We start from the raw sequence: 15369 nt of genomic DNA, 5'->3' as shown, positions 1-15369 counted from the left end.
GGCACCTCACTCGTGAGACTCGAGCCCGACAGGACGTTGGAACAGCACGTAGAGATACACCAACGAGGGAACCAGGATCAGCGCTCCGGCCCCCAACGCCACGAGCAGGGCGACGAGAGTGCTGCGGCCGGTCGCGGCCTGCTCGACGGTCAGGGACGGCAGCAGCACGTACGGGTACTGCCCGACCGCCCACCCGATCAGGATCGCCGTGACGGCGAGCGCGGAGGCGATCCTGGCAGCGGTGTAACGGCGGGTCAGCAGCAGGGCGAGGGCGCCGAGCCCGGCGACGACGGACGACACCACGACCGGCAGGCCGCGTCCGACGAGTCCGTCGAACAGCTCCGGCGCGTCGGCGCGGAGCACGGCGATCCCGGCCAGGCCCACCGCGCCCGCGACGGCGGCGGTCACCAGGGCGCGCAGGCGGAACGCGTCGGCCAGGTCGTGCTCGCCGTCACGACGGGCGTCGCCGCACAGGAACACCGCCGCCAGGTACGCGCAGACCAGCACGGCGAGGCTGCCGCCCAGCAACGACGTCGGGTTGACCCAGCTGCTCACCACGTCACCCTCGGCGATGCCGGGCGGCACCCGGCCGGAGGCCACGCCACCGACCACGGCACCGAGGAAGAACGGTGTCAGCAGCGAGGACAGCGCGAAGGCGGCGCCGAAGAGGCGGCGCATGCCCGGCGTGCTGACGCTCTTGCGGTAGGCGAACGCCGCTCCCCTGGCGATGATGCCGAACGCCGCCAGCGTGAGCGGGACGTACAGCGTGGTCACCGCCGCGGCGAACGCGCGGGAGAAGCCGGTCCACAGCACCACCAGCACGAAGATCAGCCACACGTGGTTGGCCTCCCAGACCGGGCCGATCGAGTGCTCGATCCGGTCCCGCACCCGGCGCCCGCGTTCCGTGCCGCCTGCCAGCAGGTCCCACACACCGCCGCCGAAGTCCGCGCCGCCGAACAACGCGTAGGCCACCAGGCCCGCGAACGCCGCTCCGAGCACCACCTCCGCCAGCGTCATCGCCGCTCCTGCGGCACCGGGGTGTCCCGATCACGAGCCAACCGGCGCAGCACCACCACGGTGAAGACCGTGAGCACGGTGTAAACGCCCGCGACCGCGACCAGGCCCCAGCCGAGCCCTGGCGCCGGGCTCACGGCGTCAGCGGTGCGCAGGATGCCGTAAACGACCCACGGCTGCCGGCCGACCTCGGTGGTGATCCACCCCGCCTCCATCGCGACCACCGCCGCGACACCGGACACCGCGACGGCGCGCAGGAACCACGCGCTGTGCGGCAGTCGCCGCCTCCGCCACCACACCAGCCCGTACCAGGCGGCGAGCAGCAGCAGCGCCATTCCGATGCCGACCATGGCGTTGTAGGCGAGGTGCACGACGTTGACGGGTGGTCGTTCGTCGGCCGGAACCTCCTCCAGGCCGGGCACGACACCGTCCGGATCGTGGTGGATCAGCAGCGACAGCCCGTACGGGATCTCCACGGCGTAGTGCAGCTGGTCGTCCCAGTAGAGGCCTCCGAGCGACAACCCGGCGCCGGAGGTCGTCTCGTACTGGCCCTCCATCGCCGCGAGCTTCGCGGGCTGGTTGTCGGCCACCACGTTGGCGATCCAGTCCCCGACACCGATCTGCACCGGCGTGGCCAGAGCGGCGACGGTCAGCGGGATGAGCAGTCCCGCCCGGTGGTAGCGGTCCCGCCGGCCGCGCAGCATGCCCACCGCGTACACCGAGGCGATCAGGAACCCCGTCACCATGAAGGCCGCGAGCCACATGTGGACGAACTGCGCCCACGCCGACGGACCGAACATGGCGGCCCACGGCCGCGCGTCGACCACGTTGCCCTGCTCGTCCAGCCGGAACCCGGTGGGGTTGTTCATCCACGCGTTCGCGGACACCACGCAGAACGCACCCACGACGCCCGCGGCCACCATCGGCAGCGCGCTGAGCATGTGCGCCCGCGGCGACAACCGGTTCCAGCCGAACAGGTACACGCCGACGAAGATCGCCTCGACGAAGAACGCGAACCCCTCCAGCACGAACGGGAACCCGAACACCTCGCCGAACCGGCCCATCAGCCCGGGCCAGAGGATGCCCATCTCGAACGACAGCAGGGTGCCCGACACCGCACCGGCCGCGAACAGCACGGCCATCGCCTTGGCCCACTTGTGCGCCAAGGCGTTCAGCACCTCGTCACGGCGCCGATGGCTCCGCCACTCGACGAACACGACGATCGCCGGGAAGGCGATGCCGAAGCAGGCGAACACGATGTGCCACCCCAGCGACAGCGCCATCTGCATCCGCGCCGGGTACAGATTCGCGCTCGCATCAGCCAGGTGTTCCAGCACGACCCTCCCGACCACGCGTCGCCCGACGTGGCCGGACTACCCGCGCGTTCCCCGGCCAAACAACCGCCGGCGAACGTCAGTCCGAAGCGGAGGACGTCCTCTCACGCGACCTCCCGCTGTTCACCTCCGCCGTCCACCGGCCCGGCACGGCGAGCTCGGCCACGTCCGACGTGGCGCTCACCGCGGTGTTACCCCGTCGGGCGAGCCGTCCGACCGGCGGCAGCGGTTACTGCACGGTCCGTTCCACGACGGGCCGGTGACAGCGGACCGGGCTCGGGCCGGAGCCGCAGTCCGCTGCACGCGCTCAGAGGTAGATCGCCAGCGCGACCGTCACCACCCAGGCGAGTCCCAGCGACTGCAGGACCCGGTCGGAGCGGGCCAGGTCGTCCGGCGCGCCCGCCTTGCCGCTGTCCACGTCGACGGCGTAGCGGAGCACGGCGATGACGAACGGCACCATCGACAGCGCGGCCCACGGACTGCCCGTGCGCTGACCGAGCTCGAACGCCCACAGGCCGTAGGTCATGTTCATGACCGCGGCCGACGTGGCCCAGACGAACCGGAGGTAGGTCTCCGAGTACCTGGTCAGCGAGTGGCGGATCGCGGCTCCGGTCTCGTGGAACAGCTTGATCTCGGCGTACCGCTTGCCCGCCACGATGAACAGCGACCCGAACGCGGTCACGAGCAGGAACCACTGGCTCGGCTCGATGTCCGCGCCCATGCCGCCCGCGATGGCGCGCAGCAGGAACCCGGAGGCGACCACGCACAGTTCGAGGACGGGCTGGTGCTTCAGGCCGTAGCAGTACCCGAGCTGCACGACCAGGTAGACGGCCATGAGCACGAGCAGCTTCCAGCCCGCCACCGCGCCGATCGCCAGCGACGCGGCCATCAGCGCACCGGCGGTGCCGAACGCGAGGGGCACGGGGACCACGCCCGCCGCGATCGGGCGGTGGCGCTTCTTCGGGTGGGCCCGGTCGGCTTCGACGTCCTTCGCGTCGTTGACCAGGTACACCGCCGAGGCCGCGCAGCAGAACGCGGCAAACGCCAGCGCCGCCGACCGCAGCACGACGGGTTCCGCGATCCTGCTCGACGCGAAGGGCGCGGCCAGGACCAGGACGTTCTTCACCCACTGGTGCGGCCGGGCGGTCCTGATCAGTCCCCGGACGATCGATGGCCGTGTCTCGGTCGCCACGGTCATCGACGACCCCACACCACGCGCCGCACGCCGCGTGCCACCACGGCACCCAGCACGGCGCCCGCCAGCACGTCGGTCGGGTAGTGCACGCCCAGCACCAGCCTGCTCACCATCATGGGCGGCACGAGGATCGGCACCAGCGGCTGGTTCGTCAGCGCGCCGTAGGCGATCGCTGCCGCCGTGGTGGAGGACGCGTGCGACGACGGGAAGCTCAGCTTGCTCGGAGTTCCCGCCAGCACCTGGACCTGCGCGTGGTGCGGTCGCCGCCGCCGCACCACGCGCTTCACCACGATCGACGCCGCGTGCGCCGCGACGACCGAGGTGGCCGCGACCGTCCACTCAGGACGGCGTGCGCGGTCCACCGCGGCGCCGGCGACGCCCAGGAGCAGCCATCCCGCGCTGTGCTCGCCGAACCACGACAGCAGCCGGGCCGCGTGCACCACGGGTGTCGTGGCCAGGGCCGTCTGCACGGCCACCAGCGCCTCCGCTTCACGATCGCTCATCGAACGCCTTCCCAACCCATCCGGGTCCGGGTGTCGCGGGTGGTCGTGTACCGGCCGGTCTCGTAGAGAGGGGTGGCCTGGTACACCTGGATCGGGTACGGGCGGGAGGTGTCCCGCAGCCGTGCCGGCAACGCGGTGACCTCGTGCGTGGTGACGACGTCCCCGAACAGCGCGCCGCGCACGGGTTGCCAGGTCGCGTCGGACAGGCCGAGCGCCTGCGTGTCGCCCCACTGCACGGCGTAGGAGACAGGTTCGATCACGCCGTCCTGGACGCGCGGCTGGCGCTGGCACGGGAACAGGAAGGCGATCTGCCACGCCACCGCGACAGCCGGTTCGCGAGGCAGGAACTCCCGCAGCCGCACGTACTTCTGCGCGGCGGGCGGGGTGAACTCGCCCTCTCCGGTGAGCCGCACCTGCGTGGCCCCGGCGGGTGCCGGTGGCAGCAGGAGCGTGCGCCGCACCGTGCTGTCCACGTTGTCGGTGACCTCGCCGGTGCCGAGCACCTTCGCGTTCGAGTCCGCGTACTCGTAGGTGACGGGAGCCGGGCCGCCGGTGACGACGGTCGCGATCGGATCGGTCTGGATCGCGAACCACCTGTCCGGCAGGGAGACCAGCGGCTGCGGTGTCGCGACCTCGACCGCGTCCGCCGCGACGCACCGTTCCGCGAGCGGGTCCTGGACGTTCGCGGCCCACGGTGACCACGTGTCCAGCGTGCGCACGGTCGCGACGGTGAAACCGCCCACGAGATAGGCGATGTTGGCGAAGAAGAACATCACCACCACGACCGGTATCGCGATGACCGGTGCGAGAGAACCCTTGCCCCGCCGGTACAACACGACCGCCACGACCACGATCAGCACGAGCCACCAGTACGGCTTGTCGAACTTGAGCACGGACACGTGCGGCGGAACACCCGTGGACGGCAGCCCGAGGTGCCACGAGTAGGGCCACAGGTTGGCGCCGTGCCCCGCGAGGCCCAGCATCGCGACGACGCTGACGATGCCGCCCAGCAGTACCGGCACCGGCATGCGCCGGTCGCTGGTCAGTTCCCGCACCAACGGCACGGAGCCCAGCAGCATCAACGCGATGAACACCGAGCCGATCCCCGCGAGGCTGCCGAAGTGGTGCGTCCACTTGCTGGGTGTCAGCCACAGCAGGAAGAACGCGAACAACGTCGACCAGCCCGCCAGCGCGAGCCTGGGTGGGACGTCGATCCGGCGCGCACGTGCGGCCGTGACGAGCACGACGAACCAGACCAGTGCGACCACGCACACCAGCACCGGCGCGCGTTTGGCGTAGTTCGCCATGGCGTCGCCCTGGTTCAGCAGGAACATCCACCGCGCGAACTCCGTGTACCAGGTCTCCGAACCGGCCATCTTCTTGAAGATCTCCTGTGCGTACAGGAAATCGCGCAGTGTGCCGTCGCTGAACGCCATGATCATCGCGATCGCGCCGGGAGACAGCACGGCGAGCGTCCTCGCCACGACCGTGCGCCAGCCCGCGTCCCTGGTGAGCAGCTTCCACGCGAACGGCAGGCCCGCGAGCAACGGCGCGAGAGTCGTGAAACCCGTGGGGTGCGCGAAGAATCCGATGCCGGCGACGCCCACGGCGGCGGCCAGCAGCGCCAGCCGCTCGCGTTCGACTGCAGCCGTCACCGCCAGCAGCGTGAGCATGCCGCACATGGTCACGACGCCCTCCGGCCGCACCCCCATGTCGAGCGGGAGCCACCACGCCAGGAAGGCCGCGCCGAGCACGACCCCGCTGAACCTGCCCGACACGTAACGACGTGCGGCGAACCACGTCACCAGACCGAAGAGCAGCGCGGGGATGCGCAGCACCACCGGGGCGAAGCCGAAGACCTGCCACTTGGCGAGGAAGTAGTAGAACCAGGAGAACGGTGTGAAGCCCTGGTTGAGGATCTGGTAGTAGTTCCCGACATATCCCTCGAACGGCACGTTCTTGGCCATCGCGCTGTAGTAGCCGTCGTCGTCGGACATCGGCGCCAGGAACAGCCAGAGGATCATGATCGCGGGGACGACCAGGTCGACGGGGCTCAGCCGCCACCGGAACCGGGCCGGCTCGCGGGACACGCGCCGGTCCAGCAGCACCAGGCAGGTGAACGCGGTCGCCGCGCACAGCGCCAGGAGCCCCATCAGCACGATCTTGAGCGGTGTCGGGCTGGTGCTGAACTGGTCGTCCACCCTGATCCGCACGGACAGGTCCGCGGTCGCCGACGCGGTGATCGAGGTCGCCAGCACGTGCACGTCCGGCATGGTCGCGGACCGGCCGATCTCCTTGCCGTCACGCAGGATGCTCAGTCCGCCGCGGTCGCCGGTGACCTGGTAGGAGCAGTCACCCGCGGGCAGCGGCTCGTCCACCGTCGCGACACCGCTGACCAGCAGCCGGTCGTTCTCCGCCTTCACCACGAGGCCTCGTGCCGGAGCCGAGGGCGTGATGGTCGCAACCACGACACCACCACTGGCCTGCGCGGCGCGTGCTGTCGCGCAACTGAAGCGCGCGTCCATCTCGAATGGCCGGTAGGCGCTCAGCGCCAGCATCGTGGATCTGGGCGCCGACGCGTTCTCCGGCCACGCGACGGTGGGATCGTTTATCGTCACGGGCGCGAGCGGCATCAACGCCGACAGCAGCACCGTGAGCGCACCCGACACCACCGCGACGGCCAGCAGCCGTCGTCTCCTCCCCTGTCCGGGTCGAGCGGTCACCGCGGGTGTTTCGGGAGCGAGCGAAATCGTTTCAGTCGTCACGCGCCGATGTCCTAAGGGGGTTTGGAAGGGCGAGGCGTCAGAAGCTAGCGACCGCCCGTTACGCGAGAACCCCGGAGAACCCCCGCATTGCTACGTCTGCGTTGCCATACCCCGCAATCGTGTTACGGAGGGGAAAATCGCCACAGCGCGGCCGATAGGGTCCGGCCATGGTTCGTGCGCTCGGTCTCGTCGGGGTGTGCATCGTCCTGTCCGGACTGCTCGTCAACGCCTACCTGGCGATCGTCGCGCGCAACGTCTCACCCGCCGAGTACAGCGACTTCGGCGCGTTCTGGTCGATCGCGCTGCTCGTCGGGTTCGGCGCTTTCCTTCCCGTGGAACAGGAACTGGCCCGCCTCGGCCCCCGCGCGCTGCGCTCGGCCGCCGTCGTCGCCGGCTGCATGGCGGTCGTCGAGGGCGCGCTGGCCGTGTTCGTCTCCCCCGCCGTCGTGCTGCTGTGCTTCCTGTCCGCGGCGCAGTTCCTGGTGCGGGGCACGCTGATCGGCAGCGGGAGGCTGGCGTGGCACGGCGGCCTGCTGGTCGCCGACACTACCCTGCGCGTGGTGTTCGCGCTGCTCGCCGGCTGGCTCGGGGCCACGACGAGCGCGCAGTTCGAGTGGACGCTCGTGGCGGCGGTCGCGGTGGCGCACCTGCCCGTGCTGGCCGCCATCTGGTGGCAGCAGGACGGCGAAGTGCCCGTGCGCGAGTTCGCCCGCGCGGTCTCCCCGCTGCTCGTCGGCTCCCTGTGCGCGCAACTGCTCCTCAACGGCATCCCCGTGCTGGTGAGCGCGGTCGCGACGCCGGCGGAACGAGCCCACGCCGGGGTGTTCCTCGCGGCCTTCCTGCTCGCCAGGGTCCCGCTCTTCGTCGCGGTCCCGCTGCAGACGGCGCTGCTGCCCGTGCTCGCGGGCAAGCGCAAGCGCACCGTCGTGACCCGTCTCGCGGCCGTGCTCACCGTCGCGGCGGGCTTCGGCGTCGCCGTGGCGTTCACGATCGGGCCGTGGCTGGTGCGGCTGGTGTTCGGTCCTCTCTACGTCGTGTCCGCCGCGGATCTGGCGCTCCTCGCGGTCGGCGTCGTCGCCCACCTCGGGTTGATCGTCACCACCCAGGCCCTCGTCGCGGACGCCCTGCACAGCCGGGTCGCGTGGAGCTGGATCGCGGGCGTCCTGACCGCCGCCGCGACGTTCGCCGTCATCCCCGACCTGGTGCTTCGCGCGGAGATCGCGTTCCTCACCGGATCACTCGCCGGACTGCTCGTCGGACTCCGGCTGCTCACATCCCCACGACAGGAGAGCGAACTGTGCTCGACGACCTCGTCATCGCCCTGACCTACTACTCGCCGTACGTGTCGGGCCTGACCAACTTCGCGCGGGACGTCGCGGAGGGGCTCGCCGAACGCGGCAAACGCGTCTGCGTGGTCACGACCCGCCACGACCCCTCGCTGCCGCACGAGGAGACGATCAACGGCGTGCGCGTGAGCCGCGCGCCCGTGCTCGCCCGGTTCGGCAAGGGCGTGATCAGCCCGGCGTTCGCCACGATGGTGCGCGAGGCGTCGGCGAACGCCAGGGTGCTCAACCTCCACCTGCCGATGCTCGAGGCCGGCCCGGTGGCCGCGCTGGCCAAGTGCCCGGTCGTCGTGACCTACCACTGCGACGTCAGCCTGCCGCCCGGCCTGGTGAACGCGGTGCAGGGCAAGGTGATCGACGCGTCCAGCCGCCTCGCGATGCGGCGCGCGGCGGCCGTCGCGGTGACGAGCGAGGACTACGCGCGGGAGAGCAGGCTGTGGCCGTCCATCCAGCCGCACATGACCGCCGTGCCCCCGCCCTGCCGCCCGGTCCCCGCCGGGACGCCGAGGTTCCGCGACGGCGACGGCCCGCACGTCGGGTTCCTCGGCCGCATCGTCGAGGAGAAGGGCGTCGAGCACCTGGTCGACGGCTTCCGCGCGCTGGAGGACCCGTCCGCCCGCCTGCTGATCGGCGGCGACTTCGGCAACGTCGCCGGGGGCAGCGTCATCGCCCGCGTGCGCGAACGCATCGCGGACGACCCGCGGATCAAGCTGCTCGGGTTCGTGCCGGACGAGGACCTCGGCGACTTCTACGCGTCCCTCGACGTGTTCGCCCTGCCGTCGGTGAACGCGTTCGAGGCCTTCGGGATCGTGCAGGTCGTCGCGATGCTCGCAGGTGTGCCGGTGCTGGCGAGCGATCTCCCCGGCGTGCGCATCCCGGTGCGGGAGACCGGTTTCGGCGTCATCGTGCCGCCCGGCGACGCGGCGGCCATCACCGCGGGACTGCGGTCGTTGCGCGACGAACCCCCGGTCTCCGACGGAACGGCCGCGGCGAAGTTCAGCGTCCCGGCCGTGCTCGACGCCTTCGAGGCGCTGTTCGAGAAGCACGCCCGCGAGCAGGGACCGGTGCCGGACGGTTCCGCCTAGGCCCCGCCCCTGCGGGTCGGCTGCTTCCGCGGCCCGTGGAACACCGCGGACGTCGTCGACGCGCTGTCCGCGGTGCACCCGCTCGCCGAGCCCGCGACGATCGCGTGGACCGAACTGGGCGACGGATAGGACGTCAAGACCCTGATCGACGATGGGCACGGCGTCACCATCAGCTTCGTGACGGTCGCGCGAACCACGAGACTGGCAACCGGCCTGAACCCTGCCGAAACGCTGACCCCGACGTCGTCCACCAGAAAACTTCTCCGGAGGTGCATCCGCGGGGTTCGTGCCGGTCGTACCCCTCCTGACCAGTTCCGCACGACGGACAGGAGTGCTTCGATGCGCAACCGCATGATCACCGCCGGTCTTGCCCTCGGGATGGCTCTCGCGGGCGGTGTGTCCACGGCTCCCGCCGCCACCGCCGCGCCCGCCTCGGCCACTCACAGCTCGGCATGGGGGAACTTCTTCAAAGGGCGCACCGACCTGACGCTCGATCCCGCGGCCGCGGCGGCGTTGACCTCGCTGGGGGTGAAGGTGAAGCCCTTCCTCGCGGGCAGGACGGGATCGGCGATCAGCTTCGGCATCGTCGGGAACCCGTCCGACGGCACGATCGAGCACGTCGGCGGACTCGTGCTGCAGGCCGGTCACACGCGCCTGTACCTGACCAACTACACGATCGACCTGAACCGCGGGGTGGTGTCCGGGCTGGTGGGCTTCCGGCAACGCGCGGACCTCTTCACCATCGGTGCCGCCACCCCGCAGGGCGTCACCCTCGCCCTGACCCCGGGGGCCGCGTCGGTGCTGAACGGCACCTTCGGCGTCACCGCGTTCACCCCGGGCCTCGTGATCGGCTACGGCAACCCGGTCCTGCGCTGAGCACGCCCCTGTCCGGGCCCGCTCACGCCGTCGTGAGCGGGCCCGTCGCGGCCGTCGTGCGAACCGGGCCGGCGAGCCCTAGATTCCGTGAGGTGGTGCGATCTTGCCCGCGGTGGTCACCGTGATGGCCGATGCCAGCGAGTCCCTCGACGAGACGACCAAGTCGTTCGTCGCCGGGGACGACGGTGCGCTGCGCGCGGTCTACGAGCGCTATTCCGCGGCTGTGCTGCGGGTGGCGGCGGCGACGCTGCCGTCGCGGCCGGACGCCGAGGACGTGGTGCAGACGACGTTCGTGACGGCGTGGCGGAGCCGGGAGAGCTTCGATCCCGCCAAAGGGAGTCTGCTCGTCTGGCTGCTCACCATCGCACGTCGCCGTGCGATCGACGTGCTGCGTTCTCGCGGCCGGGACGAGCACGTGGTCGAGGTGCTCCACGCGGCCGCCGCGGGCACGACGTCCGACGAGCCCGTCCGGCCCGAACGCGTGATCGACAGAATGGTGATGCTGGAGGCGATCGCCGCGCTGCCACCCCAGCAGCAACGCGTTCTTCTGCTCGCCTTCTACGATGACCTCACGCACGACCAGATCGCCGCGGCGACCGGCATGCCGCTCGGCACGGTGAAGAGCCATCTGAGGCGCGGAATGGCACGACTCAGGCAGCGGTGGGAGGTGGACCGTGGCACACGCCGACCCTGACGCGCTCACGTTGCTGGCGCTGGGCGAACCGGCACCTGATCGGTCCACTGAGGACCACCTGCGCACCTGTGCCTACTGCCGCTCCGAGGTGGAGGCGCTGCGCGAGGTGGTGTCCCTCGGCCGCGAAGCCCGTGCGGAACTGGATCTGCCCGCACCACCCGACGCCGTCTGGAACCGCATCGCGGCCGAGACGGGCCAGGAGGCGATCGCGCCTGTAGTTCCCCTGCGGCGGCCACCACGCCGCTGGCGCGCGTTCCTCGCCGTCGCGGCTGTGGCGGCCGTGGTCGGCGCCTCCGGCGCGATCGTGGTGGAGCGGGCCATGAGGACCGCTCCCGCGGTCACCGAACAGCTCGTGGCGCAGACGGACCTGGTCCGGCTGGGCACCGCCCCCGACACCGCTCGCGGGACCGCCCAGGTCGTGCGCACCGACGGCCGCACCGTGCTGCGCGTGTCGGTGGACGGAATGCCGGCACCCGAAGGGCTGTACCAGGTGTGGCTCTACGACGGCGCGGCCGTCATGATCCCCCTGGGCGTGCTCACGGGCGGGCAGGCCGACATGCCGATCCCCGCGGGGGTCGACCTGCGCACCTTCGGCGTGGTGGACGTGTCCGCGCAGCGGCTGGGTCAGCAGGAGCACGGCGTCAGCATGCTCCAGGGAAACCTCAGCTGAGCCGGCCACGGCGAATGCGTGCGCCCATCATGCAGGCGTTGTCGCGGCGGGTGACGATGGATTCATGGCTGGACGGGAAGTCGAGGTGCCGCCCACCGCTGGATGGTCTCTCACCCAGCGGTGGCTCCTCCGACGACACCGGGCGGCCGCGATGACGAGTGCGGACCCTTCTACCGTCAGGACGCCGGGTTCCGGTCCAGCACCTCCAGCAACCGCGCGGCGCCCCGCTCGGGCCCCGCTGCCCGCACGGCGTCCCTCAGCTCCGCGATCGAGCTCGGGTCCGCCAGCACCGCCTTCAGCGCGTTCTCCACGTCTTCGGGTGTGGCGGCGTTGGGATCCAGGCACACGCCCGCACCTGAGCGCTCGGCGTCGTGGGCGATGCAGAACTGGTCACTGGAAAAGGGCAGGACCACAGCCGGAACTCCCGCCTCGAGGCATTCCGTGAAGGAGTTGTTCCCGCCGTGGTGCACCATCGCGGCGACGTGCGGCAGCAACGCGCGCTGCGGAACGACCGGCTCGACGACCACGCGGGGATCCGCGGCCAGGTCGGCGAGTTCGGCGACCCGGCCACCGGCCGCCACCACGACGGTCAGGCCGGGAACCCGGAGTGCTCCGCGGACCACGGTGCGCAGGACGTCGTGCCTGGCGGACAGGAACGTCCCCAGCGCCACGAGAAGGACACGGCGGCCACGGACCCGGTCGAGCCAGGTCTCGTCCAGCGCCTCGGGAGACGTGCAGTGGCCGAGGAAGATCCGGGGCTGGTGCTGCGGCAACGGAGGCAACCAGGGCAGCTCCGGGTAGTTGACGACCGCGGCGCGGGAGGAGGTCAACGCGAAGGCACGACGCGGCGCCGGCGTGGCCGGCGAGAACTCCCGCAGGAAGCGGGCGAACGCGGCGGTGAGGGCGAGATCGGTGAGGCGGACCTCGGCGGAGAGCAGCTCCAGCTCTGCCGGTGCCGGCCGCACCGCGGACGGCCAGGCCTGGGGCAGACCGAAGAACTGGTCGTCCTCGGCGACCAGGTAGCTCGGATGACCGGTGACGTAGGACACGAACGGCAGGCCCAACGCGTGCAGTGCAAGCGTTGTGGCGTAATCGATCTGGTCGACGACGTACCAGTCGGGCCGCACGCTTTCCTGCAACGCGGCCACACCGCGCCACACCTGCTCCGGCGCGGCGAGCGGTTCCGCCCTCCTGCGGCGCGTCTGCGCGAGCAACGCGGCGGCCGCACCTCCTTCGGTGGCACGGAGAAAGCCGGTGAGCTCACTTGCGGAGCGCTGGTCCTGCTCGGTCCGCTCCGCGATCCCGCTGTTCGAGTCGCGCGTGGTTTTCAGTGCCGCGAAAGGAAGACCGCGGGCGAGGTCGGCGAACTCAGGACCACACGCGAACGTCACCTCCCGCGCACCCGCCGCGTTCAGCGCGGCCGCGAACACGGACATCGGCTGCGCGTGGGAGCGAAACGGCGGACTGACAACGACAAACCGTGACACAGGTCTCCTCCTCGTTGCTACTGCTCGAAAATTGTTCGATCCGACCACCCCTTCCGGTTCGAACAACGGATGTGCGGACACATCTCGAAGTACAGCGAGCGCTGCTAGCCAGGAGCGCCGGGAACGCCCCGCAGGTGACGGCACCCCACGACCTGCTCTCCCCGTTGCTCCAGGACCCGAGCCCGAGGACCTTCTCCCTGACGTGTGAAGAGGTTCCCGCGACGGTGCGGGAACACGGCGCCGGACCGGTGACCGAGGAACTGCGCGGGGCACTTCTGTCCACGCAGGACCGCGAGCTCACCGCGAGCCTGCTCGACATCGCGACCACGCACCGCCTCGCACCGCTCAACGCGGACGAGGCGCGCGCCGCTGCCACGGGCCCGGCGTTGTGGCGCTACCTGCACGCGCTCGGCGAGCCGGTGGACGACACACCCCGTTCCCCCTACGAAAAGCTCATGCTCGACCTGCTGCACGACGACATCGCGTTGCCGGTCGCACCGCCCGCCACGGGACCCGTGATCGCCCAGGCGATGCTCATCGGTGGCACCGCGCGGCCGGGCGAGGGCGCGAGCGGCGGGCTCAGCGTGTTCCTGTCGTCCCTGGCGGACGCCCTGGTGCGGCGGAACGACATCGGCCGCGTGATCACCGTCGTGCTCGCGCACGAACCCACCACCGTGACCGTCAGGAAGGACCCCGAGCTCGACCACTGGACGGTGCACGTCCCCGTCGACTCGCCGGTGGCGGTCGCCCAGCCCGACATGGCCCGCCACAGGGCGGGGATCACCTGGTGGCTCACCGAGCTCCTGCCGCGATGCGGCCTGTCACCGGAGGTCGTGCACGTCCGCTACTCCGACGACGGGTCCCTCGCCGTGGCCGACGCCGCACGGCTGCTCGGCGCGAAGCTGGTGTTCACCGTCACCCCGGACCCGCACCGGCATCTCGCCGAACGCCATCTCGACGACGCCGAGGACCTCACGGCGATGCGCTTCGACCTCCACCGCGTGCGCGCCGCCGACCACCTCGTCGAGCGAGCGGACCAGGTCATCACCATCGGCGGCAAGCAGGACGAGGTGCTGGCGCACTTCCCCCGGCTCACGCCCACGACGGTGACGGCACTCGAGGAAGGAATCACCCCGGCACCCCCGCCGTCCACCCGGTCGCTGGTTCGGGAGTTGTTCTCCCCCTCGGCTTCGCCCCGCCTCGACGCCACCGCCGAAGGGCTGCCCGTGCTGCTGAACGTGGGGCGGCTGCACCCGATGAAGCAGCAGCCCCTGCTGGTGAGGGCGTGGCTGGAGGCAGGCCTGCACCACCGGACCGCTCTGGTGATCATCGGCGGCTCCTCCACCGACCGGACACCGGACGAGCAGGCGGTGCTCGACGAACTGCTCGACCTGGCTCGGTCCACGCCCTCGGCCCGCGGGCGGCTCGCGGTCCTCCCCGCCTGGTCCAACGGCGACATCAGGCGGCTGCAACACGAACTGGCGGCCAGTCCCCCGCTTTCCGGGGCGCCGCACATCTACGCGTGTTCCAGCGCGAAGGAGGAGTTCGGCATCGCCGTGCTCGAAGCCATGGAAGCCGGGTTGCCGGCGGTCGGCCCTCAACGAGGCGGGCTGCGCTGCTACGTCGACCACGGCGAGAACGGCTTCCTGGTCGACACCTCGACCGCGCGGTCGCTGGGCGAAGGGCTCGCACACGTCGTCGGGCTCGGCGCCGCCGCGGCCCCGATCGCGGCGGCAGGGCAGCGCACCGTGCGCCGGCGCTTCCACATCGACGCCGTCGCGGAGCCGTTCGCGGCGCTGTACCGCCGGCTGTCACCGGAGCATGTGACGCAGCAGGCACGAACCGGCTCGGGCACCGCGACGAATCCCTGATGGAGAACGGAGGTCATCCATGAACTCCCACCGCGGTGAACAGCCAGTGCTGATCACCTCTGCCGCGCCCTCTTACCAGGACCAGCTCACGGCCCGGCGGCGCCGCTACGCCCTCATCATGAGCATGCGCATCCCCTGCATCGTGCTGGCCGTGCTGTTCGCACAGGTGTGGTGGCTGGCGCTCGGACTCATCCTGCTGTCCGTGCCGCTGCCGTGGATGGCGGTCCTGATCGCCAACGACCGGCCGCCGCGCAAGGCCGAGAAGCCGCACAAGATGACGCCGACCAGGCGTGCGCTCACCACCGCAGCTGAGAATCGCTCTTCCCGATGAAGGACATCTCTCAGCTACCCGGCCGTGATGACGATTCATCGTTGTGCAATGGACCCGGCGTGCGCCTACCGTCGAAGACGGACCGATCGACGATCACCCGCGCCGTCTTCATCGAGGCTGTGGGTCCGGCGTTCTGGGAGCGGAAGTCATGAGTGCCATCACCACGCCGACGAAGCCGGCCAACGCGGCCGCGCGCGTCGC

General features: G+C 71.0%; 13 protein-coding genes. 7 read left to right on the top strand and 6 right to left on the bottom strand.

Annotation, left to right across the window (positions count from 1 at the left end; all coding sequences use genetic code 11):
• Window positions 1-6: 6 nt before the first annotated feature.
• From BMY74_RS42845 to BMY74_RS42825, 5 genes are all read right to left on the bottom strand, one after another.
• A complete protein-coding gene (locus BMY74_RS42845) occupies window positions 7-1017 on the bottom strand; it encodes a cytochrome d ubiquinol oxidase subunit II (RefSeq protein ID WP_089927886.1) in 1011 nt (336 codons plus the stop codon).
• The gene (locus tag BMY74_RS42840) at window positions 1014-2351 is read right to left on the bottom strand and encodes a cytochrome ubiquinol oxidase subunit I (protein WP_245786718.1); all 1338 of its coding nucleotides are present in this window, start codon (window positions 2349-2351) and stop codon (window positions 1014-1016) included. Before BMY74_RS42840 ends, BMY74_RS42845 begins: the two co-directional genes overlap by 4 nt.
• Window positions 2352-2655: 304 nt before the next feature.
• Window positions 2656-3546 (bottom strand): decaprenyl-phosphate phosphoribosyltransferase, encoded by an 891-nt coding sequence (locus tag BMY74_RS42835; RefSeq protein WP_089927985.1) that lies wholly within the window; start codon window positions 3544-3546, stop codon window positions 2656-2658.
• Window positions 3543-4046, bottom strand: a complete 504-nt coding sequence (locus BMY74_RS42830; protein WP_089927883.1) for a phosphatase PAP2 family protein — start codon at window positions 4044-4046, stop codon at window positions 3543-3545. Before BMY74_RS42830 ends, BMY74_RS42835 begins: the two co-directional genes overlap by 4 nt.
• Window positions 4043-6769 carry an arabinosyltransferase domain-containing protein gene (locus tag BMY74_RS42825; protein WP_177230217.1) on the bottom strand — a complete coding sequence of 909 codons (2727 nt, stop codon included), beginning with the start codon at window positions 6767-6769 and terminating at the stop codon, window positions 4043-4045. Before BMY74_RS42825 ends, BMY74_RS42830 begins: the two co-directional genes overlap by 4 nt.
• A 209-nt stretch (window positions 6770-6978) precedes the next feature.
• Between BMY74_RS42825 and BMY74_RS42820 the strand changes: the two genes are divergently transcribed.
• The 5 genes from BMY74_RS42820 (at window position 6979) to BMY74_RS42795 (ending at window position 11479) form a co-directional block, all read left to right on the top strand.
• Window positions 6979-8136 carry a lipopolysaccharide biosynthesis protein gene (locus tag BMY74_RS42820; protein ID WP_089927876.1) on the top strand — a complete coding sequence of 386 codons (1158 nt, stop codon included), beginning with the start codon at window positions 6979-6981 and terminating at the stop codon, window positions 8134-8136.
• Window positions 8109-9239 carry a glycosyltransferase family 4 protein gene (locus tag BMY74_RS42815; protein WP_245786717.1) on the top strand — a complete coding sequence of 377 codons (1131 nt, stop codon included), beginning with the start codon at window positions 8109-8111 and terminating at the stop codon, window positions 9237-9239. The genes BMY74_RS42820 and BMY74_RS42815 overlap by 28 nt, the downstream gene beginning before the upstream one ends.
• A 339-nt stretch (window positions 9240-9578) precedes the next feature.
• A complete protein-coding gene (locus tag BMY74_RS42805) occupies window positions 9579-10115 on the top strand; it encodes a hypothetical protein (protein ID WP_089927870.1) in 537 nt (178 codons plus the stop codon).
• Between the two features lie 112 nt (window positions 10116-10227).
• Entirely contained in the window at window positions 10228-10809 is a 582-nt protein-coding gene (locus BMY74_RS42800) for an RNA polymerase sigma factor (RefSeq protein WP_245786720.1), read from the top strand.
• A complete protein-coding gene (locus BMY74_RS42795; protein WP_089927867.1) occupies window positions 10790-11479 on the top strand; it encodes an anti-sigma factor in 690 nt (229 codons plus the stop codon). The genes BMY74_RS42800 and BMY74_RS42795 overlap by 20 nt, the downstream gene beginning before the upstream one ends.
• A gap of 176 nt (window positions 11480-11655) precedes the next feature.
• Here BMY74_RS42795 and BMY74_RS42790 read toward each other — a convergent pair whose 3' ends face one another.
• Window positions 11656-12915 (bottom strand): nucleotide disphospho-sugar-binding domain-containing protein, encoded by a 1260-nt coding sequence (locus tag BMY74_RS42790; protein WP_089927864.1) that lies wholly within the window; start codon window positions 12913-12915, stop codon window positions 11656-11658.
• 185 nt (window positions 12916-13100) lie between these two features.
• On the opposite strand from BMY74_RS42790, the gene BMY74_RS42785 reads away from it, so the two are divergent.
• Together BMY74_RS42785 and BMY74_RS42780 are read left to right on the top strand one after the other, a co-directional pair.
• On the top strand, window positions 13101-14837 hold the full coding sequence (locus BMY74_RS42785) for a glycosyltransferase family 4 protein (RefSeq protein WP_089927861.1): 1737 nt from the start codon (window positions 13101-13103) through the stop codon (window positions 14835-14837).
• Window positions 14838-14856: 19 nt separating this feature from the next.
• Entirely contained in the window at window positions 14857-15168 is a 312-nt protein-coding gene (locus BMY74_RS42780; RefSeq protein ID WP_089927857.1) for a DUF3099 domain-containing protein, read from the top strand.
• The last annotated feature ends 201 nt before the right edge of the window (window positions 15169-15369 follow it).

Origin of the sequence: Lentzea albida (genome assembly GCF_900111005.1) — a bacterium.
Taxonomy (GTDB): domain Bacteria; phylum Actinomycetota; class Actinomycetes; order Mycobacteriales; family Pseudonocardiaceae; genus Lentzea; species Lentzea albida.
Note: the sequence above shows the minus strand (reverse complement) of the source record. Positions and strands in the feature narration are given on the sequence as shown.